This is a genomic window from Microbacterium sp., assembly GCF_041641055.1.
Taxonomy (GTDB): domain Bacteria; phylum Actinomycetota; class Actinomycetes; order Actinomycetales; family Microbacteriaceae; genus Microbacterium.
Genome location: NZ_JBEPZB010000003.1, coordinates 1 through 24,352 on the forward strand (window position 1 = coordinate 1; position 24,352 = coordinate 24,352).

The following is a 24,352-nucleotide window of genomic DNA, read 5'->3' on the forward strand; positions in this document are numbered from 1 at the left end:
CCGCGTTGTCTGCGGTGAAGTCGGGGGTGTTGGCTGCGGGTGGTATCGGTGTGGTGGGTGACACGGTGGAGTATGTGGTGGTGGTGACGAACACGGGGAATGTGACGGTCACGGGTGGGGTGTTGGTGGATCCGATGGTGGGTCTGTATGACGTGTCGATCGTGTGGCCGGATGCGGGTGTTCCTGGTCGTGTGGGTGTGGGGGAGCAGGCGGTGGGTCGGGGGAAGTATGACCTGACTCAGGCGGATGTGGATCGTGGGTTCGTGGAGAACACGGCGTCGGTGGCGGCGTCGGCGCCTGGTGGGGGGCGGGTGTCTGCGGATACGAATACGGTGCGGGTGAATACGGTGTTGCCGGCTGCGGGGTTGGCGGTGTCGAAGTCGGGTGCGTTGGTCGGTGGTGGTGGTGTCGGTGATGTGGTGTCGTATGAGTTCGGGGTGACGAATACGGGCAATGTGACGGTGGGCGATGTGGTGCTCTCTGATGTGTTGCCGGGTGTGGCGTTGTCGGGTGTGGTGTGGCCGGATGCGGGTGCGCCGGGTGTGATCGCTCCGGGGGAGACGGCGTCGGCGTCGGGTGAGTATGTGTTGTCGCAGGCGGATGTGGATGCGGGTCGGGTGGTGAACTCGGCGTCGGCGTCTGGTGTGGCGGTGCGTGGTGGGCCGGTGTCTGCGGTGTCGGCGGAGAGTGTGGTGGTGACGGACGCGGCGGCGCCGGTGGTGTCGGTGGTGAATTCGGGGGTGTTGGCTCCGGGTGCTGCGGGTCGTGCGGGTGATGTGGTGACGTTCACGTATGTGTTGACCAACGAGGGCAATGTGTCGTTGTCGGGTGTGGTGTTGGCGGATGCGTTGGGTGGGGTGTCTGCGCCGTCGTATGTGTGGGAGGGTGCGGCGGGTGTGTTGGTGCCGGGGCAGTCGGTCACGGCGACGGCGTCGTATGTGCTGACGCAGGCGGATGTGGATGCGGGTGGGGTGACGAGTGTGGTCACCGGTACCGGCACACCACCCACCGGCGCACCGGCGACCGCCATCGCCCCGGCGACGGTCTCGCTGGCTCCCGCGCCGGGCCTCGTCTTCACGAAGACCGCAGCCCTCGACACTCCCGGAGCGAACGCCGCAGGCGACGGCGTCACCTTCGGCTTCCGCATCGAGAACACCGGCACGGTGACGCTGTCGGGCGTCGCCATCACCGATGACCTCGCCGGCATCGGACCGCTCACGATCGACTGGCCGGGTGCGGCGGGCACGCTGGCGCCGGGGCAGATCGCGCGCGGCACCGCGGCGTACGACATCAGCCAGGAGGATGTCGATCGCGGATCGGTGCAGAACACGGCATCCGTGCGGGCGACGACCCCCGCCGGCGGCGTGCTGACGAGCCGCTCGACGATCGAGCCGCTCAGCACTGCGGACCACGCGCCCTCCATCCAGACGGTCAAGGGCGGCAGTTACGTCAGCGGCACGGGCGGCGTGGGCAGCATCATCGAGTACACCTTCGACATCACCAACACGGGCAACGTCACGCTGCGTCTGATCCGGCTGCAGGACGACCTCGAAGGTCTCGGCATCCCACAGCTCGACTTCCCGTCGGCGACCGGCATCCTGCCGCCTGGGGGCACAGCGACCGGCGTCGCACGCTACACGGTGACGCAGGCCGACGTGGATGCCGGCTCGATCACGAACGTGGCCACCTCTTTCGGGACATCGCCGCGCGGCGTCGTCGTCTCGGACAGCTCGGCGCCGTTCACGATCGCCACCGACAGCCCGACGAATCCGGAGCAGGCGATCCGCACCACCCAGACCGCGCAGCTCGCCCCCGGTGACGTCGGGGAGCTCGGCGACGCGATCGACTACACCTTCACCATCGAGAACACCGGCAACAGGACGCTGACCGACGTGGCGCTGAGCAACACGCTCTCGGGTCTCGGCGGATTCGCCTACACCTGGCCGGACGCAGCGAACCCCGGCCGTCTGCTTCCGGGGCAGAGCGTGACGATCACCGCCTCGCACCCTGTCACGCAGGCGGAGGTGGACGCGGGCACGGTGCGCAACGTCGCGACCGGCAGTGGCACGCCGCCGACGGGTGCAGCGGTGGCGCATTCGACTGCCGCCACCATCGTCCCGCTCGCCGGCGGCACCGGATCGCTCGAGGTGACGAAGTCGGGCACGCGCCTCGGCGACGGCAGCGTCGGCACGGAGATCCGATACGACTTCGTGGTGCGCAACACCGGCACTCTCACCCTGTCGTCGGTCGCACTGACCGACGCCCTCGACGGACTCTCGGAGATCTCCTACGGCGACTGGCCGGCCACCGAGGGCACTCTTGCCCCTGGTCAGTCGGTCCTCGCCACGGCGACCTACACGCTCCGGCAGACCGACGTCGACGAAGGATCGGTCCGCAACATCGCGGCGGCCAGCGCTCGCACTCCCGGTGGCGACGCCATCGCCGTCGAGTCGCCGGAGTCCGTCGTGACGACCATCGGGGGTGCACCCGCGATCGATGTCGAGAAGCAGCAGGTGCTGGCGGACGGTGCCACCGGACGCCCCGGCGATGAGGTCGAGTACGCGTTCACGGTGACCAACTCCGGCAACGTCACGCTGCGCGGCGTCTCGCTCACCGACGCGCAGCCGGGCCTCGCCGGACTCGTGATCACCTGGCCGGGAGAGGTCGGCGTGCTCGCCCCCGGGCAGACCGCGACGGCGATCGCGCGGTACACGCTCACCAGGGCGGATGTCGATGCGGGCCGCATCCAGTCGCCGGCTGTGACGACGGGAACCGCAGGGGAGACGCTCGTCCGCGACGAGGATGCCGCGGAGACGCTGATCGCCGCGGCGCCTGCGCTGACCCTCGAGAAGACCGCCGAGCTCACCGGTGCTGCACAGCAGGGTGGCGGCATCCGCTACCTCGTCACCGCGACGAACACCGGCAACGTCACGCTCACCGATGTCGCCGTGACCGACGAGCTCGTCGGTCTCGGCTCGCCGACCGCCACCTGGCCCGGCACCCCCGGTGTCCTCGCGGCCGGCGAGAGCGTCACGGTGCGTGCCGACTATGTCATCACCTCGGCCGACGTCGTGCGCGAGCGCGTCGACAACACCGCATCCGTGACGGGAACCTCGCCGGGAGGTGCGACCGTCGAGGCATCCGATTCCGTCCGCGTGGACGTGCCGAACGAGCCGCGCATCCACCTCGGCATGAGCATCACGGTGAAGGACGGCCAGCAGGGCTATGCCGGCGACACCCTGATCTTCCGCTACACCGCCACGAACACCGGGACATCGGCGCTCACCGGCGTCCGGATCATCGATCCGTACCCCGGCCTGTCCGCACTCACCTATACCTGGCCGGGTGAGCCGGGCGTGCTGCTCCCCGGTCAGAGCGTGACCGCGATCGCGAGCGTCGTGATCACCGAAGCCATGGAGGGCACCGTGATAACGTCGCGTGCCGTGGTGACCAGTGTCGAGGCGGAGTCGGGTGTGCAGGTGCTCGACGTGGCCTCGGATGCGGTGAACCTCCCCGCTCCCGAGCCGACCGGCCTCCTGCCGTTCACGGGCGGTGACGACCCGATGCCCCTGGTGGCCGGATCCGCCGCGCTGCTCCTCGCCGGTCTCGTGCTGATGCTCCTCGCACGCCGCCGCCGTACTGAGCGCACCCCGAACCTCTTCTCCTAGCGATCTGCACTGAAAGGCGACACGATGCTGAACCTCCGCTCCTCCCTCCCCACCTCCTCCGGCCGCACGACGGCCAGAGGAGCGATCGTGGCCGGATTCGCCGTTGCGCTCGGTCTCGTGCTCGCCGGATGCACCGACTCCGCTCCGGAACCGAAGCCCACGCCCACGGCGACGGAGCAGGCAGAGGCCGGGATCACCGACATCCAGGACACCCCCGGCTCGGGAGAGGGCCTCGAGGGTGCGCTGGCCGATGCCGAGGTCAAGACCTGCGAGCTCGCGGGCGACCACTGGGAGGTCGCGGGAACCGTGACGAACTCGAGCGAGGCTGCGGCGTCGTACCGCATATACGTCTCGCTGCTCACCGAGGGCGGCGACACCCGGTCGCTGACGCAGGTCGACGTCGATCCGATCGACGCAGGGGAGAGCGCCGACTGGAAGACCTCGGTCGACGTGCAGGACGAGGCGCTGGACTGCGTGCTGCGGGTCGAGCGCTACGCCTCCTGACCCCTGTCGGTCGGCCCTTCGGGCGCGCGGTCAGGACGGCGTGGTCATCCGCCTGACGACCTCGTAGGCGGCGAGCGCCGCCTTGCGGGTCTCCGCGAGATCCACGATCGGCTCGGTCGGCGCATCGGCGGCCCACTGGGAGATGTAAAGGTTCTGCGGGTCGAACTTCTTCGCCTGCAGCTCGGGGTTGAACACCCGGAAATACGGTGCGGCGTCCGCGCCCGACCCCGCCACCCACTGCCAGTTGAACGGATTGCTCGCGCCGTCCGCGTCGACGAGCGTGTCCCAGAACCACTCCTCGCCGCGCCGCCAGTCGATCAGCAGGTTCTTGACGAGGAAGGATGCGGTCACCATGCGCACCCGATTGTGCATGAAGCCGGTGTGCCACAGTTCGCGCATGCCGGCATCGACGAGAGGGATGCCGGTCGATCCCCGCTGCCACGCGTCGAGATGAGAGGGCCTCAGCCGCGGCCACGGGAAGGCGTCGTACTGTCGGCGGAGGTTCTTCGTGGCGATGTCAGGCGCGTGGAACGTGGTGTGCCAGGCGAACTCGCGCCATCCGAGCTCCGAGAGGAACCCCGCCGTGCCGTGCGCTTCCACGGCCTCGTGCCACACGGTGAACGGACTCAGCTCGCCCCAGCGCAGGCGAGGGGAGAGGAGCGAGGTCGCTCCGGCCGAGGGTTCGTCGCGTGCGCGGTCGTACGAGGGGACGTCATCCTGCAGGAACGAGCGCAGCCGCGCGGCTGCGGCAGGTTCCCCCGGCTCCCAGGTCTCGCGCAGACCGCCGGCCCAGTCGGGGCGGGTGGGCAGCAGACCCCAGTCGTCCAGCTCGTCGGAGGACGGAGGCGGGGTCAGGCCGTCGAGTGCTCGCGGAGCAGGGAGCGGCGCGCGTGGGGCGGGAAGCGCCAGGCAGGCCCGCCAGAACGGTGTGAAGACCGAGAAGTGCGTGCCGCCCCCGGTCGTGACGGTCCACGGTTCGTGCAGCAGCGAGCCCTGGAAGGAGGCGACCTCGACGCCTTCCTCGCGGAGTGACGATTTGAGCGCTGCATCGATGTCGCGCTCCGCGCCTCCGTAGCGACGATTCCAGAACACGGCCCCGGCGCCGGTGTCCGTGACGGTCTGACGGACGACGCGCTCCGCGGGGCCGCGGCGGAGGGTGAGGACGCCGCCGAGTTCGCGCACCCGCTCGCCCAGGGACGCGAGGGAGTGGTGCAGCCACCAGCGCGCGGCGCCGCCGTGCGGGCGGATCCCGGGCGATTCTTCATCGAGCACGTAGAGGAGCACCACGGGTTCGCCGCGATCCATGGCCGCCCTCAGCGCGGGGTTGTCGGCGAGTCTGAGATCGTCGCGGAGCCAGACGAGTGAGGGGGAGGCCATGGCTCCATTCTCGCGCCCTGGTGCGACCCGCGGCTCGGGACGCGCCCGTTCGGCAGCGGGCAGCGGCAGCGGTCAGCGCGCGCGGCGTCGCGAGCGACGGCGCAGAGGAACGCGACGTGCCGGCTCGGCAGCCGTGCACCACAGTGCCCAGAGCACGAGGACCGGCTGCAGGAAGAGGCGTCCGAACCGCCGAGCCTCCGTGTCGAGGCCCGGCGTCGACCGGTGCGTCCGCCACTGGTGGACGTTCCCGGGGAGGACCGCGACGAAGAACGCGGCGGTGGCGATGCCGATCCGTCGGCGCTCTCGCGGCAGCGCCAGCAGCCCCGCAGCCAGAGCGACCTCTGCGGCCCCGGATGCGATCACGATCGCGTCCTTGTCCAGTCGAGTGACCCTGGTCGCCCAGTCGGGAACGACGACCCTGAACCCTCGTGTGCTCACGAAATGGACGACGCCGATGGCGCCCAGCGCGAGGGCGAGTATCCAACGGGCGGCTGCTCTGACCATCCGCTCACGCTACCGTGATCGCCCCGACACCCGACGCTTTGCCACACTGGGTGCATGACCGTCCTGCGCATCAGCATCCTCTTCGTGCTCGCCGCCGTCGCCGAGATCGGGGGCGCCTGGTTGATCTGGCAGGCCGTCAAGGAGAACAGGGGCTGGGTGTTCGCAGTGCTCGGCGTCATGGCGCTCGGGGCCTACGGCTTCCTCGCGGCCCTACAGCCGGACGCCAACTTCGGTCGTGTGCTCGCCTCCTACGGCGGCGTGTTCATCGCCGGGTCCCTCGCGTGGGGGATCATCGTCGACGGCTTCACGCCCACGATCTGGGACTGGGTCGGCTCCGCGATCGCGCTGGTCGGCGCGGCCATCATCATCCTGGCTCCGACGTCGACGGACGCGACGGCGGAGACCGCGCTGTAGCGGTCAGCGGCCCCCGGGCATGCGAGTAGCCTAGATCCAGACCCAGATGGAGTGTGCAGTGCCTGAAAATGCTCAGCCGAAAGACGGCTTCGCCCTGTTCTCTGACCGTTCCGTCGTCGCGATGCGCGTCGGCGGCGTCCTCAAGGACCTCGCCGCGACCGTGACGGATGCCGACGACGTCGAGCCCGTCACCATCGACAGCCCCGACGGGCTGAACATCCTCCGCCACTCGGCCGCGCACGTGCTCGCGCAGGCGGTGCAGCGGATCAACCCGCAGGCGAACCTCGGCATCGGCCCGCCCATCACCGACGGCTTCTACTACGACTTCGGCGTCGACACCCCGTTCACGCCCGAGGACATCAAGGCGATCACCAAGGAGATGCAGCGCATCATCCGCGAGGGGCAGCGCTTCGTGCGCCGCGTCGTCACCGACGACGAGGCACGGGCCGAGCTCGCCGACGAGCCGTTCAAGCTCGAGCTCATCGGACTCAAGGGCGGCAAGGAGGCCGCAGAGGGCGCATCGGTCGAGGTCGGCGAGGGCGAGCTGACGATCTACGACAACACCACGCGCGACGGCGAGGTCGTCTGGAAGGACCTCTGCCGCGGGCCGCACCTGCCCAACACCCGCATGATCGGCAACGGCTGGGACCTCACCCGCATCGCCGCCGCCTACTGGCGCGGCAGTGAGAAGAACCCGCAGCTGCAGCGCATCTACGGCACGGCGTGGCCGTCGAAGGATGAGCTGCGCGAGTACCAGCACCGCCTCGAGGAGGCCGCCAAGCGCGACCACCGCCGCCTCGGCAAGGAGCTCGATCTGTTCTCCTTCCCGGAGGAGATCGGCTCGGGGCTGTCGGTCTGGCACCCGCGCGGCGGCATCGTGCGCGGCGAGATGGAGCAGCACGCCCGCAAGCGCCACATCGCCGGCGGCTACACCTACGTGTACACCCCGCACATCTCGAAGGAAGACCTCTTCCTCACCTCGAACCACCTCGTCACGTACAAGGAAGGCATGTACCCGCCGATCGTCATGGACGAGGAGCGCGACGACGAGGGGAACATCACCAAGCAGGGCCAGGACTACTACCTGAAGCCGATGAACTGCCCGATGCACATCCTGATCTACAAGGAGCGCGCGCGCAGCTACCGCGATCTGCCCCTGCGGTTCGCGGAGAACGGCACGGTGTACCGCAACGAGCTGTCGGGTGCGCTGCACGGCCTCACCCGCGTGCGCGGCTTCACCCAGGACGACTCGCACCTCTTCGTCACCCCCGACCAGCTCGAGGGCGAGGTCGCGAAGGTCCTGGAGTTCATCCTCTCGATGCTCCGCGACTTCGGGCTCACCGACTTCGAGCTCGAGCTGTCGATGAAGGACGACGAGAAGTCGAAGTGGATCGGCTCCGACGAGTTCTGGGAGTCCTCGACGGATGCGCTGCGGCGCGTCGCCGTGGCATCCGGTCTGAAGCTCACCGAGGTGCCGGGAGAGGCCGCGTTCTACGGTCCGAAGATCGACCTGAAGACGCGCGACGCGATCGGCCGCACCTGGCAGCTGTCGACGGTGCAGGTCGACCCGAACCTCCCCGAGCGCTTCGAGCTCGAGTACATGGACAAGGACGGGCAGAAGAAGCGGCCCATCATGATCCACCGCGCTCTGTTCGGGTCGATCGAGCGGTTCTTCGCCATCCTCCTCGAGCACTACGCGGGTGACTTCCCGGTCTGGCTCTCGCCCGTCCAGGTCGTCGGCATCCCCGTCGCCGACGAGTTCGCCGACTACCTCGGCGAGGTCGTGGACACGCTGCGCAGCCACGGAGTACGTGCCGAGCTCGACACCTCCGATGACCGGATGCAGAAGAAGATCCGCACGCACACCACCGGCAAGGTGCCGCTGCTGCTGATCGCGGGGGAGAAGGACCGCGACGCGGGCACCGTCTCGTTCCGCTACCGCGACGGCACGCAGGAGAACGGCGTGCCGATCGCCGACGCGGTGGCGCGCATCCGTGCCGCGATCGACGCGCACACCCTCGTGCAGACAGCAGGGGACCTGGCGTGACGACGCCTTCGGAGCCGTGGGAGGACGCCGGCGAGTTCGCCGGCGTCCCCGACGAGTTCCAGCGGCTGTGGACCCCGCACCGGATGGCGTACATCCAGGCCGGTCCCGAGCCGCTGCGCGAGGAGTGCCCGTTCTGCGAGGCGCCGAAGTTCCCGGATGCCGAGCGGCTGATCGTCGCCCGCGGTGGGACGGCCTACGTGCTGCTCAACCTGTTCCCGTACAACTCCGGGCATCTGCTGGTGTGCCCGTACCGCCACATCGGCACGTATGACCAGGCCATGCCGGAAGAGGTCGCCGAGATCGGCGCCCTCACCCAGACGGCCATGCGGGTGCTGCGAGAGGTGTCGCGCTGCGACGGCTTCAATCTCGGCATGAATCAGGGTGCGGTCGCGGGCGCCGGCGTCGACGGCCACCTGCACCAGCACATCGTGCCGCGGTGGACGTCTGACGCGAACTTCTTCCCGATCATCGCGAAGACGAAGGCGCTCCCGCAGCTGCTGGGCGAGGTCCGCGACGCCGTCGCCGAGGCGTGGCCCCGGCCGTAGCGTCCTGCCGATCGGCAGCCCCGGCGGCACGCGCCCCGGCGGGCAGTGCCCTTCCGGGGAGCCGCCGTGCTCAGCGGACCTGGCGTGCCGTGAACTGCATCCGCGGGTGCGCGTAGTACTCCTGAGCCTCGACCAGCTGCAACTCGCGCTCGCCCGAGTCGAGCGTGGCGGAGAGCAGGTCGAAGACGCTGGATGCCGTACGCTCGAGCGCCGTCTTCGCATCGGACGTCTCGACGTAGTGCGCGGTGAAGAGCGCTGCGGTGACATCGCCGGAGCCGTTCGCCTTCATCGGCAGCCGAGGAGTCTGCACGATCCAGGCGCCGGTGGCGTCCGCGACGAGCATCTCGATCGTGCCCTCTTCGCGATCCGGGCGCTCGACGCTGGTCACGAGCACCGTCCGCGGACCCATCGCCATCGCGAGGTCGACCGAGGCGAGGGTGGATTCCAGCGTGTCGGGCTCGGTGTCGGTGAGGAATCCGAGCTCGAACTGGTTGGGCGTGATGATGTCCGCAACCGGGACGACCTTCTCGCGCAGCAGGATCGGGATCGCCGGGGCGACGAAGCAGCCGGACTTCGCGTTGCCCATCACCGGGTCGCAGGCGTAGATCGCGTCGGGGTTGGCCGCCTTGACCCTCGCGACCGCATCGATGATCACGTCGCCGATGCCTTCGCCGCCCTGGTATCCGCTGAGGACGGCATCGATGGAGCCGAAGACGCCGCGCTCCTCGATGCCGGTGATGACCTCGCGGACATCGTCGGGGGAGATCATCGGACCGCGCCACGCGCCGTATCCGGTGTGGTTGGAGAAGTTCACGGTGTAGACCGGCAGAACCTCGACGCCGATGCGCTGCAGGGGGAAGACGGCGGCGGAGTTGCCGACGTGTCCGTAGGCGACAGCGGACTGGATGGAGAGGACCTTCATTCTCCGATCCTTTCATTCAGGGCGGGACTGCTCCCGCGGCGGTGGGTCATCGCGCGGCGGCGACGAGGTCGGCGACGAGCGTGTCGGCATCCTCGTCCGACAGATCGTGCACGGTGAGGCGCAGGTGATGCGAGGGGTCGGCGCGCTCGTCGAGCGCGAAATCGTCTCCCGTGCGGGCGAGCCATCCACGCCGCATGAGTCCCTCCGCGACCACCCGGGCGGGCTTCGGCAGGCCGATCCACAGGCTCAGCCCGTCGGGTGTGGGGGAGTCGAGGCCGTGCTCGCGCAGACGCGCGGCGAAGGCGGCATTGCGTGCGGCATAGTGCTCGCGGGCGTCGGAGATCCGCGCCGTGACCGCTGGATCCGTGAGCTGGGTCAGGGTCAATCGCTGCAGCAGGTGGCTCACCCAGGTCGTGCCCGGGCTGAGCCGCATCGCCAGACGTTCAGCGGTGGTGGGGTCGGTCGCCGCGATGGCCAGGCACATGTCGGGGCCGAGGAACTTCGACACCGAGCGGACCAGGGCGAATCGCCGATGCGCCGGCCCGATGAGCGATTCGTACGGGCGCTGCGACAGCATCGAGAAGTGGTCGTCCTCGATGATCAGCACATACGGATGATCGGCCAGGACCGCTCGCAGCTCCGCTGCCCGCGTGGCGGTGAGGCTCGCGCCCGTGGGGTTCTGGGCGCGAGGCGTGCAGATCACGGCGCGGACGCCCGCATCCAGTGCCGCGCGCAGACCGTCGACCGTCATGCCCTCGTCGTCCACCGGCACCGGGACGGCGCGGTAGCCGCCGAGACGCACCGTGTGGATGCTGGCGAGGAAGCACGGGTCCTCCAGCGCCACCGCGTCGTCGCGCATCAGCGCCTGGGCGAGCAGTCGCTCGACCGCGTCCACCGCACCGCTCGTGATCGTGACGGCGAAGTCGAGGTGACCGAGGTCCTGTGCGATCCACTGACGCGCCCACTCGTCGAGTCCTCGGTCGATGACGGGCTCGCCGTACAGCACGGGGCGCCCGGCGACGGTCGCGAGCGCCTGCGACGGATCGGGGATCAATCGCGGGTCGGGATTGCCCGTCCCCACGTCGCGGAGCACGGTGTCGGACGCGTAGCCCTCCTGCGCGACGGATTCGTGACCGGTGATCACGGTCCCGGCGCGGCCGCGCGAGACGACCAGGCCGGCCTGCGCGAGCTGACGGTAGGCGGCGACGGCCGTGTTGCGATTCACGCCGAGGGTAGAGGCGAGCTCGCGCACCGGAGGCAGCGGGCTGCCGGGAACGAGGATTCCGCGGTCGCGCAGCGCACGCACACTGTCGGCGATGTCCGCTGCGGTCGTTCCGGTGATCTGGTCGCTCATGGGTCCTCGTGTCGATTCTAGGTCGTTGTGGACAGTGCTATCGTTTGGCCTAGATCAAACGAGATTTCGTTCGGTCCGACCCGAACCCGTGCTTCAGCCGACAGGAGCTCCCATGACCGAACAGACCACCATCGGATCCTCGCGCGTCAAGCGCGGTCTCGCCGAGATGCTCAAGGGCGGCGTCATCATGGACGTCGTCACCGCCGAGCAGGCGAAGATCGCCGAGGACGCCGGAGCGGTCGCCGTGATGGCGCTCGAGCGAGTGCCCGCCGACATCCGCGCCCAGGGCGGCGTCTCACGCATGAGCGATCCCGACATGATCGACAGCATCATCGATGCCGTCTCCATCCCCGTCATGGCCAAGGCCCGCATCGGTCACTTCGTCGAGGCCCAGATCCTGCAGGAGCTCGGCGTCGACTACATCGACGAGTCCGAGGTGCTGTCCCCGGCGGACTACGTGAACCACATCGACAAGTTCGGCTTCACGGTTCCCTTCGTCTGCGGCGCCACGAACCTCGGCGAGGCGCTGCGGCGCATCAACGAGGGTGCGGCGATGATCCGCTCCAAGGGCGAGGCCGGCACCGGTGACGTCTCAGAGGCGATGAAGCACATCCGCAAGATCCGCGGCGAGATCGCGGCCCTCACTGCGCTGCCGAAGGACGAGCTCTTCGTCGCCGCGAAGGAGCTGCAGGCACCGTACGAGCTGGTGGCGGAGATCGCCGAGACCGGCACACTGCCTGTGGTGCTGTTCGTCGCGGGCGGCGTGGCCACGCCGGCGGATGCCGCGATGATGATGCAGCTCGGTGCGGACGGCGTCTTCGTGGGGTCGGGCATCTTCAAGTCCGGCAACCCCGCTGAGCGCGCGAAGGCGATCGTCAAGGCCACCACCTTCTTCGACGACGCGAAGGTGATCGCCGAGGTCTCCCGCGGACTGGGCGAGGCGATGGTCGGGATCAACGTCTCCGACCTCCCCGCACCGCACCGCCTCGCCGAGCGTGGCTGGTAACCCTCGGGTCGGAGTCCTGGCGCTGCAGGGCGACGTGCGCGAGCACGCCGCCCTGCTGTCCGGGCTCGGTGCGGACGTCGTCCTGGTGCGTCGTCCTGAGGAGCTCGCTGCGGTCAGCGGCCTCGTGATCCCCGGGGGAGAGTCGAGCGTCATCGACAAGCTGTCCCGCGCCTTCGGCATGCAGAAGCCCATCCGCGATGCCGTCGCCGCAGGGCTCCCCGTCTACGGCACCTGCGCGGGACTGATCCTCCTCGCCGACGAGGTGCTCGACGGCATCGCCGGGCAGGAGTCGTTCGGGGGGATGGACATCGCGGTGCGCCGCAACGCGTTCGGGCGCCAGACGGAGTCGTTCGAGACGTCCCTGTCGGTTCCGGTGCTCGGGGATGCTCCGGTGCGGGCCACGTTCATCCGCGCGCCGATCGTCGATCGCGTCGGCCCACAGGTCGAGGTGCTCGCCGCGCTGCCGGACGGCGGAGTCGTCGCCGTACGGCAGGGAGCGCTGCTCGGGACGAGCTTCCATCCCGAAGTGGACGGGGAGACGCGCTTCCACGCGCTCTTCCTCGAGAACGCGCGCGCCTACCGTCGTTCGGACGCCTGAACGACGAGACCGCGGATGGCCGCGACCGTGCGGTCGATGTCATCCCGCGTTGTCGCCCAGGACGACATCGAGCACCGCAGTGCGGCGTGACCGTCCCAGGCGGCGCCGGTCAGCGCCGCCGTGCCCTCGAGGAGCACGGCCTCGCCGAGGGCCGTGGTCGCATCATCCGAATCCAGCCGGAACATCACCTGCGTGTAGTCGACCTCGTTCAGGACGCGGATGCCGTCGATCGCGGCGAGGCCGGCGGCCATGGCCACCGCGTTCTCGTGCAGCCGATCGATGAGGTCCGACACCCCGCGCCGACCGAGGCCGCGCAGCGCCGCCCACGCGGGCACTCCTCGCGCACGGCGGGAGAGCTCCGGGGTCACGTCCCACGGATCGAGGCTCGTATAGAGGAGGTAGTCGCCGCCGGTGCGGAAGGCGGCGATCGAGTCGGCCGGATCACGGACGATCGCCATGCCGCAGTCGTACGGCACATTGAGCGTCTTGTGGGCGTCCGTCGCCCAGGAGTCCGCCGCCTCCATCCCGGCGGTCAGCGGACGCAGCGACTCCGAGGCGGCGGCCCACAGGCCGAAGGCCCCGTCGACGTGCACCCAGGCGCCGTGCTCGTGGGCGATAGGGATGAGGGAGGAGAAGTCGTCGAAGGCGCCGGTGTGGACCTCGCCCGCCTGAAGGCACACGATCAACGGCCCCGATGCGTCGGCGAGGATCCGTTCGAGAGCGTCCGGACGCATCCTCCCCTGATCGTCGGAGTCGACGATCAGGAGTTCCTGCCTCCCGATGCCGAGGAAGCGGGCCGCTCTGTCGATCGAACCGTGACGGTGCGCGCCGACGACGAAGCGCAGCCGCGGCGAGTCGCGGATTCCCTGTTCGCTGAGGTCCCATCCGGCTCGGGCGAGGACCGCGTTGCGCGCGGTCGTCAGACACGTGAAGTTCGCCATCTGGCAGCCGGTGACGAAGCCGACGCTGGAGGAATCCGGAAGGCCGAGGATGTCGAGCATCCAGCGCCCGGCGACGCGCTCCATGGCGACCGTCGTCGGGGTGAGGGTCGCGGACCCGGAGTTCTGGTCCCACGCCGACACGAGCCAGTCGGCGGCCAAGGCCGCGGGATGTGTGCCGCCGATGACGAAGCCGAAGAATCGTCCTCCGGGGATGGCGACGAGTCCCGGATCCGCAAGACGCGCGATCTCCTCGATCACCGCCTCGGCGTCTGCGCCCTCGTCGGCGAGCGGGCCGCCGAACGCGTCCAGCATGTCGTCGAGGTTCGCACGCGGCCACACGGGCCGATCATCCAGCGTGCCGAGGAAGTCCACGGCGGCGCGGTGCGCGGCGTCGAGGCCGCGGGCTCTGTCTTCGGTGACATCGTCGTCCATGTGTCCGGACTACACCCGCGCACGGTCCCGCGCCAGAGGGATATCAGCGGAGACGCCGGTGGGAGAGCAACCAGTCGTAGAACCGGGGGTTCTCGTAGGTCGCGGTCCAGGAATCGTGACCGACGCCAGGGTAACGCGTGAACTGCACGTCAGCGCCGAGTGAACGGAGCTCGGTCACGATGTGCTCCGTGGCGGAGATCGGCACGACATCATCCGCATCTCCATGGAACGCCCAGACGGGCAAGCTGCGGATCGGTGCAGCGCTCTGCAGCCAGAGCCCGCCGCAGACGGGCGCGATTGCAGCGAACCGATCGGGATACCGCACCGCCAGGCTCCAGGTTCCGTAAGCGCCCATGCTGAGTCCGGTCACCGAAATGCGTGCGGCATCCACGCGATGCTCCGCGACGACCTCGTCGAGCAGCACGGAGAGCGTCGAGAGTTCCGCGACCCACTGGCTCGTCGCGCCGCACTGTGGCGTGACGAGGATGAAGGGGAACTCGTGGCCGGCATCCGCCAGCTTCGGTGGGCCGTGCAGCGCGGCCAGGTCGAGGTCGGAACCCCGTTCGCCTGCACCGTGCAGGAACAGCACGAGCGGCCAGCGCCTGTCCGGGTCGGCGTCGTAGTCGTCCGGCAGATGGATCAGGTATCGCAAGGTGTCGGCCGGCATCGGCTCGTGGGCGCGCACCTCGGATGTGCGGAGGACAGGGGCGACGTGTCGGGATCTGCGCATATGTCCATCCTGAACCACTCGCGTGGTTCGATAGAATGGACGATGCCCTGGGCCGAGCCCCCGGGCGGATACGACGAGCGGAGACTTATGTCCGGGCATTCCAAGTGGGCCACCACGAAGCACAAGAAGGCCATCATCGACTCCAGGCGCGCCAAGTCCTGGGCCAAGCTCATCAAGAACATCGAGGTCGCCGCGAAGCTCGGCGGACCCGACCTGCAGGGCAACCCGACTCTGTTCGACGCCGTGCAGAAGGCGAAGAAGACCTCGGTCCCGAAGGACAACATCGACCGCGCAGTGAAGCGCGGAGCGGGCATCGGCGGCGAAGCGGTCGAGTACACCTCGATCATGTACGAGGGCTACGGACCCAACGGCGTCGCGATGATGATCGAGTGTCTGACCGACAACAAGAACCGCGCAGCGGCAGAGGTGCGCACGGCGCTCAGCCGCAACGGCGGAACGCTCGCCGACCCCGGCAGCGTCGCCTACAACTTCAGCCGCAAGGGCGTCATCGTGGTCGGCTCCGAGGGCACAACCGAGGACGACGTCATGATGGCGGCGCTCGAGGCGGGCGCCGAGGAGATCGAGCCGCATGCCGAGGGCTTCGAGATCATCACCGAGGCGACCGATCTGGTCGCGGTGCGCAGCGCGCTGCAGGATGCCGGCATCGACTACGAGTCCGCCGACGTCGAGTTCGTCCCGAACCTCAAGGTCGAGATCGACGCCGACACCGCTCGCAAGATCTTCCGTCTGATCGACGCGCTCGAAGACAGCGAGGACGTGCAGAACGTCTTCACCAACTTCGATCTCAGCGCCGACGTCCAGGCAGAGCTCGAGAACGACGACGCGTAGGCGCGCCGGACGCCCTGGCGGCGGTACGCCGAATAGCCTGGGGGAGTGACCTCCTCTCTGCGCGTCCTCGGGATCGACCCTGGGCTCACCCGATGCGGCGTCGGCGTGGTCGACGTCGACAGGGCGCGACGAGGCACTCTGGTGCACGTCGGGGTCATCCGGTCCGCTCCGGAGATGCCGATCGGCGAGAGGCTCGCGCTGGTCGCCGCCGGCATCCGCGAGGTCATCGCCGAGCATCGTCCCGATGCCGTCGCGGTCGAGCGCGTATTCGCGCAGCAGAACACCCACACGGTGATGGGCACGGCCCAGGCGAGCGGTGTCGCTCTGCTGCTCGCGGCCGAGGCAGGACTGCCCGCCGCGACGCATACGCCGAGCGAGGTCAAGGCGGCCGTGACCGGCTACGGCTCCGCCGACAAGCGTCAGGTGCAGTCCATGATCGCCCGCATCCTGCGTCTGGATGCTCCGCCGCAGCCCGCGGATGCGGCCGACGCCCTCGCCATCGCGCTCTGCCACGCGTGGCGGCGCGGCGCGGCCGGCGCCCCCGGGCAGGAGGCGCTGACCCCGGCGCAGCAGGCCTGGGCCGACGCCGAGCGTGTCGCTCGAACATATCTACGATCCGGTGCGTAGGCTGGAGCGATGATCTCCTCGCTGCACGGCGCCGTCCTTCACTCGACCGCCGATCAGGTCATCATCGACGTCGGGGGAGTCGGGTTCTCCGTCGCGGTGCCCGCCGATGTCGCGCACACAGCGACGGTCGGCGAGAAGCTGCTGCTGCACACGAGTCTGATCGTCCGTGAGGACGCTCTGTCGCTGTACGGATTCATGGACCGCAGCGAGCTGGAGATCTTCGGACTCCTGATCAGCGTCACGGGCGTCGGGCCGAAGTCCGCGCTCGGGGTCCTGTCGCACCTCACCGTCGACCAGATCGCCGAGGCGGTCACCGCGGAAGACGACGCGCCCTTCCGCCGCGTCTCGGGGATCGGACCGAAGACGGCGAAGCTGATCGTCCTGCAGCTCGCCGGCAAGGTCCACCCGGTCGGAGCGCCCTCGAAGCAGGCTGCGAGCGGACCCGTCGATGTCGTCGACCAGGTCACCGCCGCGCTGGTCGGACTCGGCTGGTCCGAGAAGGTCGCCGCCGAAGCCGCAGCCCAGACCGCAGCAGAGGCGACCGAGGCCGAGCGCGCGACCGTCGCGCCGCTCCTGCGCCGCACTCTGGCACTGCTGGGGCCGGCGCGTGTCTGACGCGCGCGACGTGACGGAGCCCGTCGACGACACCGAGCTCGCGATCGAGGGTGCGTTGCGCCCGACGAGTCTCGACGAGTTCGTCGGTCAGCAGAAGGTGCGCGGCCAGCTGCAGCTCCTGCTCGACGCCGCGCGCATCCAGCACCGCCCACCGGACCACATCCTGCTCGCCGGTCCTCCCGGACTCGGGAAGACGACGCTCGCGATGATCGTCGCGCACGAGAGCGAGCGGCCGCTGCGCCTGTCGAGCGGTCCTGCGATCCAGCACGCCGGTGATCTGGCAGCCCTGCTGTCGAGCCTGGTGCCGGGTGAGGTGCTGTTCATCGACGAGATCCATCGGATGGCGCGCTCCGCAGAGGAGATGCTGTACCTCGCGATGGAGGACTTCCGCATCGACATCATGGTGGGCAAGGGGGCGGGAGCGACGAGCATCCCGCTGGAGCTCGCGCCCTTCACCCTCGTCGGCGCGACCACCCGCTCGGGCCTCCTGCCCAACCCGCTGCGCGACCGCTTCGGGTTCACCGGGCACCTGGAGTTCTACGACGAGCCTGAGCTCGAGAAGGTGATCGAGCGCTCGGCACTCGTGCTCGGTGTCGACGTGCCCAGGGACTCGCTCTCCGAGATCGCCCGGCGCTCGCGCGGCACGCCCCGAATCGCCAACCGCCTGCTGCGGCGTGTGCGCGACTATGCGCTCGTGCACGGGGGAGGGGCTGCGACTCTGCAGGGCGTCCAGGCGGCGCTCGAGCTGTACGACGTCGATCCGATCGGCCTGGACCGGCTCGACAGGGCGGTGCTCGAATCGCTCGTCCGCCGGTTCCGCGGCGGACCGGTGGGGCTCAGCACGCTCGCCGTCGCGGTCGGCGAAGAGGCCGAGACGGTCGAGAGCGTCGTGGAGCCCTACCTCGTTCGGATCGGCTTCCTCGGGCGCACTCCGCGCGGACGAGTCGCCATGCCCGAGGCATATGCGCATCTCGGCGTCGCGCACCCGGACGGGGCGCTTCGCCTCGATGACCTATAATCGCTGAAGACTTCCCCTGATAGAACTGCGCGTGCATTCCGGCGCGCGCACCTGAGAAAGGCCTTTCGCCACCATGCCCATGGAAATCCTGCTCTTCGGCCTTCTCGCCGTGCTCGTCGTGTTCATGTTCGTCAACGGGCGCAAGCGTCAGAAGCAGATGAAGGCGGAGCAGGAGGAGAAGGCGACCAAGACGGTCCCCGGCGTGAAGGTCCTGCTCCAGGGCGGCATCTACGGCACGATCGTCGCTTACGACCACGACGACCTCGACTCTCCCGCTCTCGTCGAGATCGCCCCCGGCACGGTCATCGAGGTGCACAGCCAGGCGATCCTCCGCATCGTGGAGCCCAAGGATGTCGTCGCAGACGACCTCGACTCCGACGTCGTGGTCGTCGACGAGACCCCGCTGGCCGATCAGGCGCCCCTGGCCGACCAGGCGCCTCTGACGGACGACGCACCCTCGATCGAGACCGCCGAAGAGACCCGCCGTCGCCTCGAGCGCGACGCCGACGACAAGTAACCGCCGCACCGCAGCGGCAGCTCGGCACTCCGGCATCTAAGAAAGCTGATCACACGTGGCCACTTCTTCCCCGGTCCGTCACGCCTGGCGGGTCCTTCTGGGCCTGCTCCTGGTGACGGGCGTCCTCTTCGGCATCAACGCGCTCGGCGTCCACGTCTTCGAGAAGAGCTCGTGGACTCCTGAGCTCGCGCTCGACCTGCAGGGTGGGACGCAGATCGTGCTGAGCGCCGAGACCGAGGACGGAGCGGCTCCCTCGAGCGAGCAGCTCGACCAGGCTGCGGCGATCATCCGTCAGCGCGTGGACGCATCGGGTGTGGCCGAGGCCGACATCACGACCGAGGGCGGCCGCAACATCGTGGTGCAGATCCCCGGTGTGGCGGATGAGCAGACCCGCGAGCGCATCCAGTCGAGCGCGCAGCTGCAGTTCCGTGCGGTGCTGTACACGACCGCAGGGACGAACACCTTCATCGGGGAGGACGGCAACGAGACGCCGTTCCCGACGCCGGACGAGTCGCTCAGCGACACCCCGACGGCGGAGCCGACCGACCCGAGCGACCTCTCCTGGGTCACCGAGAAGCTCGCGGCCGAGTTCCAGGCGTACGACTGCTCGAACCCCGAGAACGACCCGTCGCGCGAACCGGCGGACGAGCCGCTCATCGCCTGCGACCCTTCGGGTCAGGCCAAGTACATCCTCGGCCCGACCGAGCTCACTGGCACCGCGATCACGGATGCCACGGCCGGCCGCGACCCGAAGTCCGGCGCCTGGCTCGTGCAGCTCACGATGAACGGCGACGGCACCGAGGCGTTCGGCAAGGTCAGCACGCGCCTGAACCAGAACCGTCTGGCCAACCTGTCGCCTCGCGACCAGTTCGCCTTCGTGCTCGACGGCTCCGTCATCAGCGCGCCGCAGATGAACGGTCAGATCCTCGACGGTCGCCCCAGCATCTCGGGCAGCTTCACGCAGGAGACCGCGACGACGCTCGCCGACCAGCTGAAGTTCGGTGCGCTGCCGCTGAGCTTCGAGGTGCAGAGCTCCGACACCATCTCGGCGACCCTCGGCACGCAGCAGCTGCAGATCGGCCTCATCGCCGGCCTCATCGGTCTCGCGCTCGTCGCGATCTACTCGCTGATCGTCTATCGCGCGCTGGGATCGGTGATCATCGCCTCCATCGCGGTGATGGCCGTGCTGACGTACATCATCATCTGCATCCTCGCCTGGCGCCTGGGCTTCCGCCTGTCGCTGGCAGGTGTCGCCGGTCTCATCGTGTCGATCGGGTTCACGGCCGACTCGTTCATCGTGTACTTCGAGCGAATCCGAGACGAGCTCCGCGACGGGAAGTCGATCACCTCCGCGGTGGAGGACGGCTGGGGCAGGGCCAAGCGGACGATCTACATCTCGAAGTCGATCAACATCCTGGCGGCTGTCGTGCTGTACATCCTCGCGGACGCCACGGTGAAGGGCTTCGCCTTCACGCTCGGTCTCACGACCCTCATCGACGTGTTCATCTTCGTGATCTTCACGCACCCCGTGATGCAGCTGCTGGCACGCACGCGGTTCTTCGGCGGAGGGCACAAGCTGTCCGGGCTCGACCCCGAATCGCTCGGGGCCGTCTACCGCAGCCGCTCGCAGTTCCGCGAGGTCTCGTCCGCCACGGCGGGGCGAGGCGCGAAGAACTCGCGCGCCCGCGGCGAGGCCGAGCGCCGCCAGACCATCGCAGAGCGCAAGCGCGCCGAAGCACGAGCCGGTGACAGATCCACCAGCACCGGAAGCGAGGGGGACGCCTGATGGCTTCCATGAACGAGTTCGGCAACAACCTCTACACGGGAAAGACCTCCTTCCCGTTCGTCGGCAAGCGCCGCCTGTGGTTCATCATCGCGATCGCGCTCGTGGTCGGTTCGGCCCTCGTGCCGCTGATCCGCCCGATCCAGTTCTCGATCGAGTTCACCGGCGGATCGCAGTTCACCGTCCAGGCGCCCGACAGCACCGACCAGCAGACGGCGACGGATGCGGTGCAGTCGGTCGTTCCGGGAGCGGCGACCAAGGTCGTCGTGATCAGCGGCAACGACATCCGCGTGCAGACCGACCAGATGAGCGCGGACGAGACCCAGCAGGTCTCCAACGCCCTCGCTGAGGCGTACAGCGTCGAACCCGACAGCGTCACCTCGTCGTTCATCGGCCCGGCCTGGGGAGAGAACGTCACGAGGCAGTCGCTCTGGGGCCTCGCGATCTTCCTCGCGCTGACGTTCCTGATCCTCGCGATCTACTTCCGCACCTGGAAGATGTCCGCCGCCGCGATCATCGGCCTCCTCGACGTCCTCGTCATCACGGTCGGCGTCTACGCGCTGGCCGGCTTCGAGATCTCGCCGGCCGCCGTCATCGGCTTCCTGACGATCCTCTCCTACTCGCTGTACGACACCACGGTCGTCTTCGACAAGATCAGGGAGAACACGACAGAAGACGGCGAGCAATCGTCCCGGCTGTTCGGGGAGTCGGTCAACCTGGCGGTCAACCAGACGCTCGTGCGGTCGATCAACACGTCCGTCGTGGCTGCGCTGCCGGTCGGCGCGGTGCTCTTCATCGGAGCCTTCTGGCTCGGTGCGGAGTCGCTCACCGACATCTCGCTCTCGATCTTCGTCGGCATCCTCGTGGCGACGTACTCGACCCTGTTCGTGGCCGCCCCGCTGTACTCGCTGTTCCGCGAGAACGAGCCGGGGATCGCCGCCCGCGATGCCAGGATCCGCGAGTCGCGCAGCCGCGCCACCGTCGAGGCCTGATCGTTCCCGCTCTGCGGGGCCGCACCCCGCAGAGCACGCGTAAGATTGTGTGATTCGGAGGTGAGCGGATGGCGGAACCGCAGACGGCGTCGCAGGGATCGAGCCTGAGACGACTGGTTCCCCGCATCTTCTCCCGCGCGCCCAGGGTCAACGACCTCGACAATCTCACCCGCACGGTCCGCGCGAACCACCCCAAGGGTGATCTCGCGGTCATCGAGCGGGCATACGCGGTCGCCAAGGAGAAGCACTCCGGGCAGCAGCGTCAGAGTGGCGAGCCGTACATCACCCACCCGCTCGCGGTCGCGCAGATCCTCGCGGAGATGGGCCTCGGTCCTCGGGCGATCGCCGCAGCGCTGCTGCACGACACCGTCGAGGACACCGGCTACGCGCTCACCGACCTGACCGCCGAGTTCGGCGACGAGGTCGCGATGCTGGTCGACGGCGTCACGAAGCTCGACAAGGTCAAGTACGGTGAGAGCGCGCAGGCGGAGACCGTCCGCAAGATGATCGTCGCGATGTCCAAAGACATCCGCGTCCTCCTGATCAAGCTCGCCGACCGGCTGCACAACGCGCGCACCTGGGGCTTCGTCCCGCCCGAGAAGGCGGCGAAGAAGGCCAAGGAGACGCTCGAGATCTACGCGCCGCTGGCCAATCGACTCGGCATCCAGGCGATCAAGTCCGAGCTCGAGGATCTGTCGTTCGCGGTGCTGCATCCGAAGATCTACAACGAGATCCACAACCTCATCGCCCAGCGCACCCCGCAGCGCGAGAAGTATCTGACGCAGGTCGTCGAGGAGATCGACGAGGACCTGCGCGACCTGCGCATCAGGGGCAAGGTCGTCGGACGTCCGAAGCAGCTCTACTCGGTGTATCAGAAGATGGTCGTGCGAGGTCGTGAGTTCGACGACATCTACGACCTGATCGGCATCCGCGTCCTCGTCGCCTCGGTGCGGGACTGCTACGCGGTGCTGGGCGCCATCCACGCGCGCTGGACGCCGCTGCCCGGTCGCTTCAAGGACTACATCGCGACGCCGAAGTTCAACCTGTACCAGTCGCTGCACACGACGGTGATCGGCCCCTCCGGGCGCACCGTCGAGATCCAGATCCGCACGCACGAGATGCACCAGCAGGCCGAGTACGGTGTCGCGGCGCACTGGATGTACAAGGAGCGGATGAACGGCGGCAAGGCCGAGGTCCGCGCCGCCGACAACGACATGGCCTGGCTCGCGCACATCTCGGACTGGCAGGCCGAGACCGCGGATCCGGGCGAGTTCCTGGATTCCCTGCGGTTCGAGATCGGTGCGAAGGAGGTCTACGTCTTCACGCCGAAGGGGCGCGTCATCGGGCTTCCCGCCGGCGCGACCCCGGTCGACTTCGCGTATGCCGTGCACACCGAGATCGGGCACCGCACCATGGGGTCCAAGGTCAACGGACGTCTGGTTCCGCTGGAATCCGAGCTGAAGAGCGGCGACGTCGTCGAGGTCTTCACCTCGAAGAACCCGGATGCAGGACCCAGCCAGGACTGGCTCGGGTTCGTCAAGAGCACGAGAGCGCGCAACAAGATCCGCGGCTGGTTCACCAAGGAGCGCCGCGAAGAGGCGATCGAGCAGGGCAAGGAGGCCATCGCCCGCGCGATGCGCCGCCAGAACATGCCTCTGCAGCGACTGATGAGCCAGGACTCCTTCGCCGAGGTGGCACACCAGCTCCGCTACGAAGACGTCTCCGCGCTCTACGCCGCCGTCGGCGAAGGCCACGTGTCGACCCAGTCGGTCCTCGAGAAGGTCACCGCGCTGGTCGCGGCGTCCGACCCGGTCACGGGGGCGATCGAGCTGCCGGGCAGCATGCCCTCCCGAGAGCCGCGCTCCGGCGACTCGGGCGTGCTCGTGCGAGGGGCGTCCGACATCCTCGTCAAGCTCGCCAAGTGCTGCACACCGGTGCCCGGTGATGCGATCGTCGGGTTCGTCACCCGCGGCAGTGGCGTCTCGGTGCACCGCTCCGACTGCGTGAACGTGAAGGCGCTGGCCAGCGAGGAGGACCGTTTCGTCGAGGTGTCGTGGGCGCCGACCACGAAGAGCGTCTTCCGGGTGCAGATCCAGGTCGAGGCTCTCGACCGCTCTGGCCTGCTCTCCGATGTCACCCGTGTGCTCAGCGAGCATCACGTCAACATCCTGTCGGCGACCGTCAGCACCACCGACGAGCGCCTGGCGATCAGCCGGTTCGTCTTCGAGATGGGCGATGCCGTGCACCTCGACAGGATCCTCAACGCAGTCCGCCGTATCGACGCGGTGTACGACGTGTATCGCGTCACCTCGTCCTGACCGCGAGCCTCTCGAGGGCCCCGCGTGCTGCGCGGGTGCCCGGCACTCGGGAGAGGGTCGACATCGCGGTCGCCGCTTCGGCGGCGAGGCTCGCATCGACCTCCGCGAGCAGGACCATCCACCGGCGCAGCGATTCGTCTCGGTGCAGCCCCAGCGCGAGATCGACCATCGTGCGCACCGGGGTCATGACGGCGATGCCGCCGAGCTGCACGAAGGCGTCGACCGGCAGCGCGGTGTCGTGGAACCTGACGCGGTGCGTGAGCACGGGGCGGATCCGACGGGCGACGGCACGCCGCACGTGATGGATCGGCGGCGGCACGTCACCGGCACCGTGGATCCACGCCGAGGTCGGACCGGATGCCGCCGTGTCGACCGGGACCAGCGCCGCGATCGCCGAGGCCCTTGCTGCAGCGCTCTCCACGAGATCGGCGGGGATGTAGCCCTCGCCGAGCTCGATCAGGTGCCCGTCGAGGCGGGCAGCGCTCAGCTCGGAGACTGCCAGTCGCCCACCGGGCAGATACAGGAACGCGGGATGCATCCCGCCAGTGTGGCGCGCTGCATCCCGCGTTCCGGGTGGATCCGAAGATCTGT

Annotated in this window: 22 protein-coding genes; 15 read left to right on the plus strand and 7 right to left on the minus strand. The window is 68.8% G+C overall.

The window, feature by feature from the left end:
* The first annotated feature begins 53 nt into the window (after positions 1-53).
* Together ACESK8_RS02475 and ACESK8_RS02480 are read left to right on the plus strand one after the other, a co-directional pair.
* The gene (locus ACESK8_RS02475) at positions 54-3,668 is read left to right on the plus strand and encodes a beta strand repeat-containing protein (RefSeq protein WP_372967280.1); all 3,615 of its coding nucleotides are present in this window, start codon (positions 54-56) and stop codon (positions 3,666-3,668) included.
* 24 nt (positions 3,669-3,692) lie between these two features.
* Positions 3,693-4,172, plus strand: a complete 480-nt coding sequence (locus ACESK8_RS02480; RefSeq protein WP_372967104.1) for a hypothetical protein — start codon at positions 3,693-3,695, stop codon at positions 4,170-4,172.
* Between the two features lie 30 nt (positions 4,173-4,202).
* Here the strand turns inward: ACESK8_RS02480 and ACESK8_RS02485 are convergent, their stop codons facing one another.
* Positions 4,203-5,549, minus strand: coding sequence for a deoxyribodipyrimidine photo-lyase (locus ACESK8_RS02485; RefSeq protein ID WP_372967105.1), 1,347 nt, complete (start codon positions 5,547-5,549; stop codon positions 4,203-4,205).
* A gap of 72 nt (positions 5,550-5,621) precedes the next feature.
* Positions 5,622-6,053 carry a hypothetical protein gene (locus tag ACESK8_RS02490; protein WP_372967106.1) on the minus strand — a complete coding sequence of 144 codons (432 nt, stop codon included), beginning with the start codon at positions 6,051-6,053 and terminating at the stop codon, positions 5,622-5,624.
* Between the two features lie 54 nt (positions 6,054-6,107).
* Here ACESK8_RS02490 and ACESK8_RS02495 point away from each other — a divergent pair, with 54 nt between their 5' ends.
* From ACESK8_RS02495 to ACESK8_RS02505, 3 genes are read left to right on the plus strand one after another with little or no spacing between them, the layout of a single operon-like run.
* Positions 6,108-6,467 (plus strand): YnfA family protein, encoded by a 360-nt coding sequence (locus tag ACESK8_RS02495; protein ID WP_372967107.1) that lies wholly within the window; start codon positions 6,108-6,110, stop codon positions 6,465-6,467.
* Between the two features lie 46 nt (positions 6,468-6,513).
* Positions 6,514-8,514, plus strand: a complete 2,001-nt coding sequence (gene thrS, locus ACESK8_RS02500) for a threonine--tRNA ligase (protein ID WP_372967108.1) — start codon at positions 6,514-6,516, stop codon at positions 8,512-8,514.
* Positions 8,511-9,059, plus strand: coding sequence for an HIT domain-containing protein (locus ACESK8_RS02505; RefSeq protein WP_372967109.1), 549 nt, complete (start codon positions 8,511-8,513; stop codon positions 9,057-9,059). The genes thrS and ACESK8_RS02505 overlap by 4 nt, the downstream gene beginning before the upstream one ends.
* Before the next feature lie 70 nt (positions 9,060-9,129).
* On the opposite strand, the gene pdxY is transcribed toward ACESK8_RS02505, so the two are convergent.
* Positions 9,130-9,981 (minus strand): pyridoxal kinase PdxY, encoded by an 852-nt coding sequence (pdxY, locus tag ACESK8_RS02510; protein WP_372967110.1) that lies wholly within the window; start codon positions 9,979-9,981, stop codon positions 9,130-9,132.
* A 46-nt stretch (positions 9,982-10,027) separates the two neighbouring features.
* The gene (locus ACESK8_RS02515) at positions 10,028-11,335 is read right to left on the minus strand and encodes an aminotransferase class I/II-fold pyridoxal phosphate-dependent enzyme (RefSeq protein WP_372967111.1); all 1,308 of its coding nucleotides are present in this window, start codon (positions 11,333-11,335) and stop codon (positions 10,028-10,030) included.
* A 112-nt stretch (positions 11,336-11,447) separates the two neighbouring features.
* Between ACESK8_RS02515 and pdxS the strand changes: the two genes are divergently transcribed.
* Positions 11,448-12,341, plus strand: coding sequence for a pyridoxal 5'-phosphate synthase lyase subunit PdxS (gene pdxS, locus ACESK8_RS02520; RefSeq protein ID WP_372967112.1), 894 nt, complete (start codon positions 11,448-11,450; stop codon positions 12,339-12,341).
* The gene (gene pdxT, locus ACESK8_RS02525) at positions 12,331-12,939 is read left to right on the plus strand and encodes a pyridoxal 5'-phosphate synthase glutaminase subunit PdxT (protein ID WP_372967113.1); all 609 of its coding nucleotides are present in this window, start codon (positions 12,331-12,333) and stop codon (positions 12,937-12,939) included. The genes pdxS and pdxT overlap by 11 nt, the downstream gene beginning before the upstream one ends.
* Here pdxT and ACESK8_RS02530 read toward each other — a convergent pair.
* Positions 12,918-14,312, minus strand: coding sequence for an aspartate aminotransferase family protein (locus ACESK8_RS02530; RefSeq protein WP_372967114.1), 1,395 nt, complete (start codon positions 14,310-14,312; stop codon positions 12,918-12,920). The genes pdxT and ACESK8_RS02530 overlap by 22 nt on opposite strands.
* Before the next feature lie 43 nt (positions 14,313-14,355).
* Positions 14,356-15,042, minus strand: coding sequence for a prolyl oligopeptidase family serine peptidase (locus ACESK8_RS02535; RefSeq protein ID WP_372967115.1), 687 nt, complete (start codon positions 15,040-15,042; stop codon positions 14,356-14,358).
* 87 nt (positions 15,043-15,129) lie between these two features.
* Here ACESK8_RS02535 and ACESK8_RS02540 point away from each other — a divergent pair, with 87 nt between their 5' ends.
* The 8 genes from ACESK8_RS02540 to ACESK8_RS02575 all read left to right on the plus strand — a co-directional run bounded on the left by ACESK8_RS02540 (position 15,130) and on the right by ACESK8_RS02575 (position 23,761).
* Positions 15,130-15,891, plus strand: a complete 762-nt coding sequence (locus ACESK8_RS02540) for a YebC/PmpR family DNA-binding transcriptional regulator (protein ID WP_060926801.1) — start codon at positions 15,130-15,132, stop codon at positions 15,889-15,891.
* Between the two features lie 45 nt (positions 15,892-15,936).
* Complete coding sequence (ruvC, locus tag ACESK8_RS02545) at positions 15,937-16,518, plus strand: crossover junction endodeoxyribonuclease RuvC (protein ID WP_372967116.1); 582 nt, start codon at positions 15,937-15,939, stop codon at positions 16,516-16,518.
* A gap of 9 nt (positions 16,519-16,527) precedes the next feature.
* On the plus strand, positions 16,528-17,133 hold the full coding sequence (gene ruvA / locus ACESK8_RS02550) for a Holliday junction branch migration protein RuvA (RefSeq protein WP_372967117.1): 606 nt from the start codon (positions 16,528-16,530) through the stop codon (positions 17,131-17,133).
* The gene (gene ruvB, locus ACESK8_RS02555) at positions 17,126-18,151 is read left to right on the plus strand and encodes a Holliday junction branch migration DNA helicase RuvB (RefSeq protein WP_372967118.1); all 1,026 of its coding nucleotides are present in this window, start codon (positions 17,126-17,128) and stop codon (positions 18,149-18,151) included. Before ruvA ends, ruvB begins: the two co-directional genes overlap by 8 nt.
* 79 nt (positions 18,152-18,230) lie before the next feature.
* The gene (yajC, locus tag ACESK8_RS02560) at positions 18,231-18,668 is read left to right on the plus strand and encodes a preprotein translocase subunit YajC (RefSeq protein WP_372967119.1); all 438 of its coding nucleotides are present in this window, start codon (positions 18,231-18,233) and stop codon (positions 18,666-18,668) included.
* 55 nt (positions 18,669-18,723) lie between these two features.
* A complete protein-coding gene (secD, locus tag ACESK8_RS02565; protein WP_372967120.1) occupies positions 18,724-20,454 on the plus strand; it encodes a protein translocase subunit SecD in 1,731 nt (576 codons plus the stop codon).
* Positions 20,454-21,443: a protein translocase subunit SecF gene (gene secF, locus ACESK8_RS02570; protein WP_372967121.1), complete on the plus strand. Its 990-nt coding sequence runs from the start codon at positions 20,454-20,456 to the stop codon at positions 21,441-21,443. Before secD ends, secF begins: the two co-directional genes overlap by 1 nt.
* A gap of 68 nt (positions 21,444-21,511) precedes the next feature.
* Positions 21,512-23,761 carry a bifunctional (p)ppGpp synthetase/guanosine-3',5'-bis(diphosphate) 3'-pyrophosphohydrolase gene (locus ACESK8_RS02575; protein ID WP_372967122.1) on the plus strand — a complete coding sequence of 750 codons (2,250 nt, stop codon included), beginning with the start codon at positions 21,512-21,514 and terminating at the stop codon, positions 23,759-23,761.
* On the opposite strand, the gene ACESK8_RS02580 is transcribed toward ACESK8_RS02575, so the two are convergent.
* Complete coding sequence (locus tag ACESK8_RS02580; RefSeq protein ID WP_372967123.1) at positions 23,748-24,299, minus strand: type IV toxin-antitoxin system AbiEi family antitoxin; 552 nt, start codon at positions 24,297-24,299, stop codon at positions 23,748-23,750. The genes ACESK8_RS02575 and ACESK8_RS02580 overlap by 14 nt on opposite strands.
* Between the last annotated feature and the right edge of the window lie 53 nt (positions 24,300-24,352).

Coding starts and splice junctions, on each gene's coding strand:
- ACESK8_RS02480 (WP_372967104.1), top strand. CDS start 3,693: ATGCTGAACCTCCGCTCCTCCCTCCCCACCTCCTCCGGCCGCACGACG.
- ACESK8_RS02485 (WP_372967105.1), bottom strand. CDS start 5,549: ATGGCCTCCCCCTCACTCGTCTGGCTCCGCGACGATCTCAGACTCGCC.
- ACESK8_RS02490 (WP_372967106.1), bottom strand. CDS start 6,053: ATGGTCAGAGCAGCCGCCCGTTGGATACTCGCCCTCGCGCTGGGCGCC.
- ACESK8_RS02495 (WP_372967107.1), top strand. CDS start 6,108: ATGACCGTCCTGCGCATCAGCATCCTCTTCGTGCTCGCCGCCGTCGCC.
- thrS (WP_372967108.1), top strand. CDS start 6,514: ATGGAGTGTGCAGTGCCTGAAAATGCTCAGCCGAAAGACGGCTTCGCC.
- pdxY (WP_372967110.1), bottom strand. CDS start 9,981: ATGAAGGTCCTCTCCATCCAGTCCGCTGTCGCCTACGGACACGTCGGC.
- ACESK8_RS02515 (WP_372967111.1), bottom strand. CDS start 11,335: ATGAGCGACCAGATCACCGGAACGACCGCAGCGGACATCGCCGACAGT.
- pdxS (WP_372967112.1), top strand. CDS start 11,448: ATGACCGAACAGACCACCATCGGATCCTCGCGCGTCAAGCGCGGTCTC.
- ACESK8_RS02530 (WP_372967114.1), bottom strand. CDS start 14,312: ATGGACGACGATGTCACCGAAGACAGAGCCCGCGGCCTCGACGCCGCG.
- ACESK8_RS02535 (WP_372967115.1), bottom strand. CDS start 15,042: ATGCGCAGATCCCGACACGTCGCCCCTGTCCTCCGCACATCCGAGGTG.
- ACESK8_RS02540 (WP_060926801.1), top strand. CDS start 15,130: ATGTCCGGGCATTCCAAGTGGGCCACCACGAAGCACAAGAAGGCCATC.
- ruvA (WP_372967117.1), top strand. CDS start 16,528: ATGATCTCCTCGCTGCACGGCGCCGTCCTTCACTCGACCGCCGATCAG.
- yajC (WP_372967119.1), top strand. CDS start 18,231: ATGGAAATCCTGCTCTTCGGCCTTCTCGCCGTGCTCGTCGTGTTCATG.
- secF (WP_372967121.1), top strand. CDS start 20,454: ATGGCTTCCATGAACGAGTTCGGCAACAACCTCTACACGGGAAAGACC.
- ACESK8_RS02575 (WP_372967122.1), top strand. CDS start 21,512: ATGGCGGAACCGCAGACGGCGTCGCAGGGATCGAGCCTGAGACGACTG.
- ACESK8_RS02580 (WP_372967123.1), bottom strand. CDS start 24,299: ATGCATCCCGCGTTCCTGTATCTGCCCGGTGGGCGACTGGCAGTCTCC.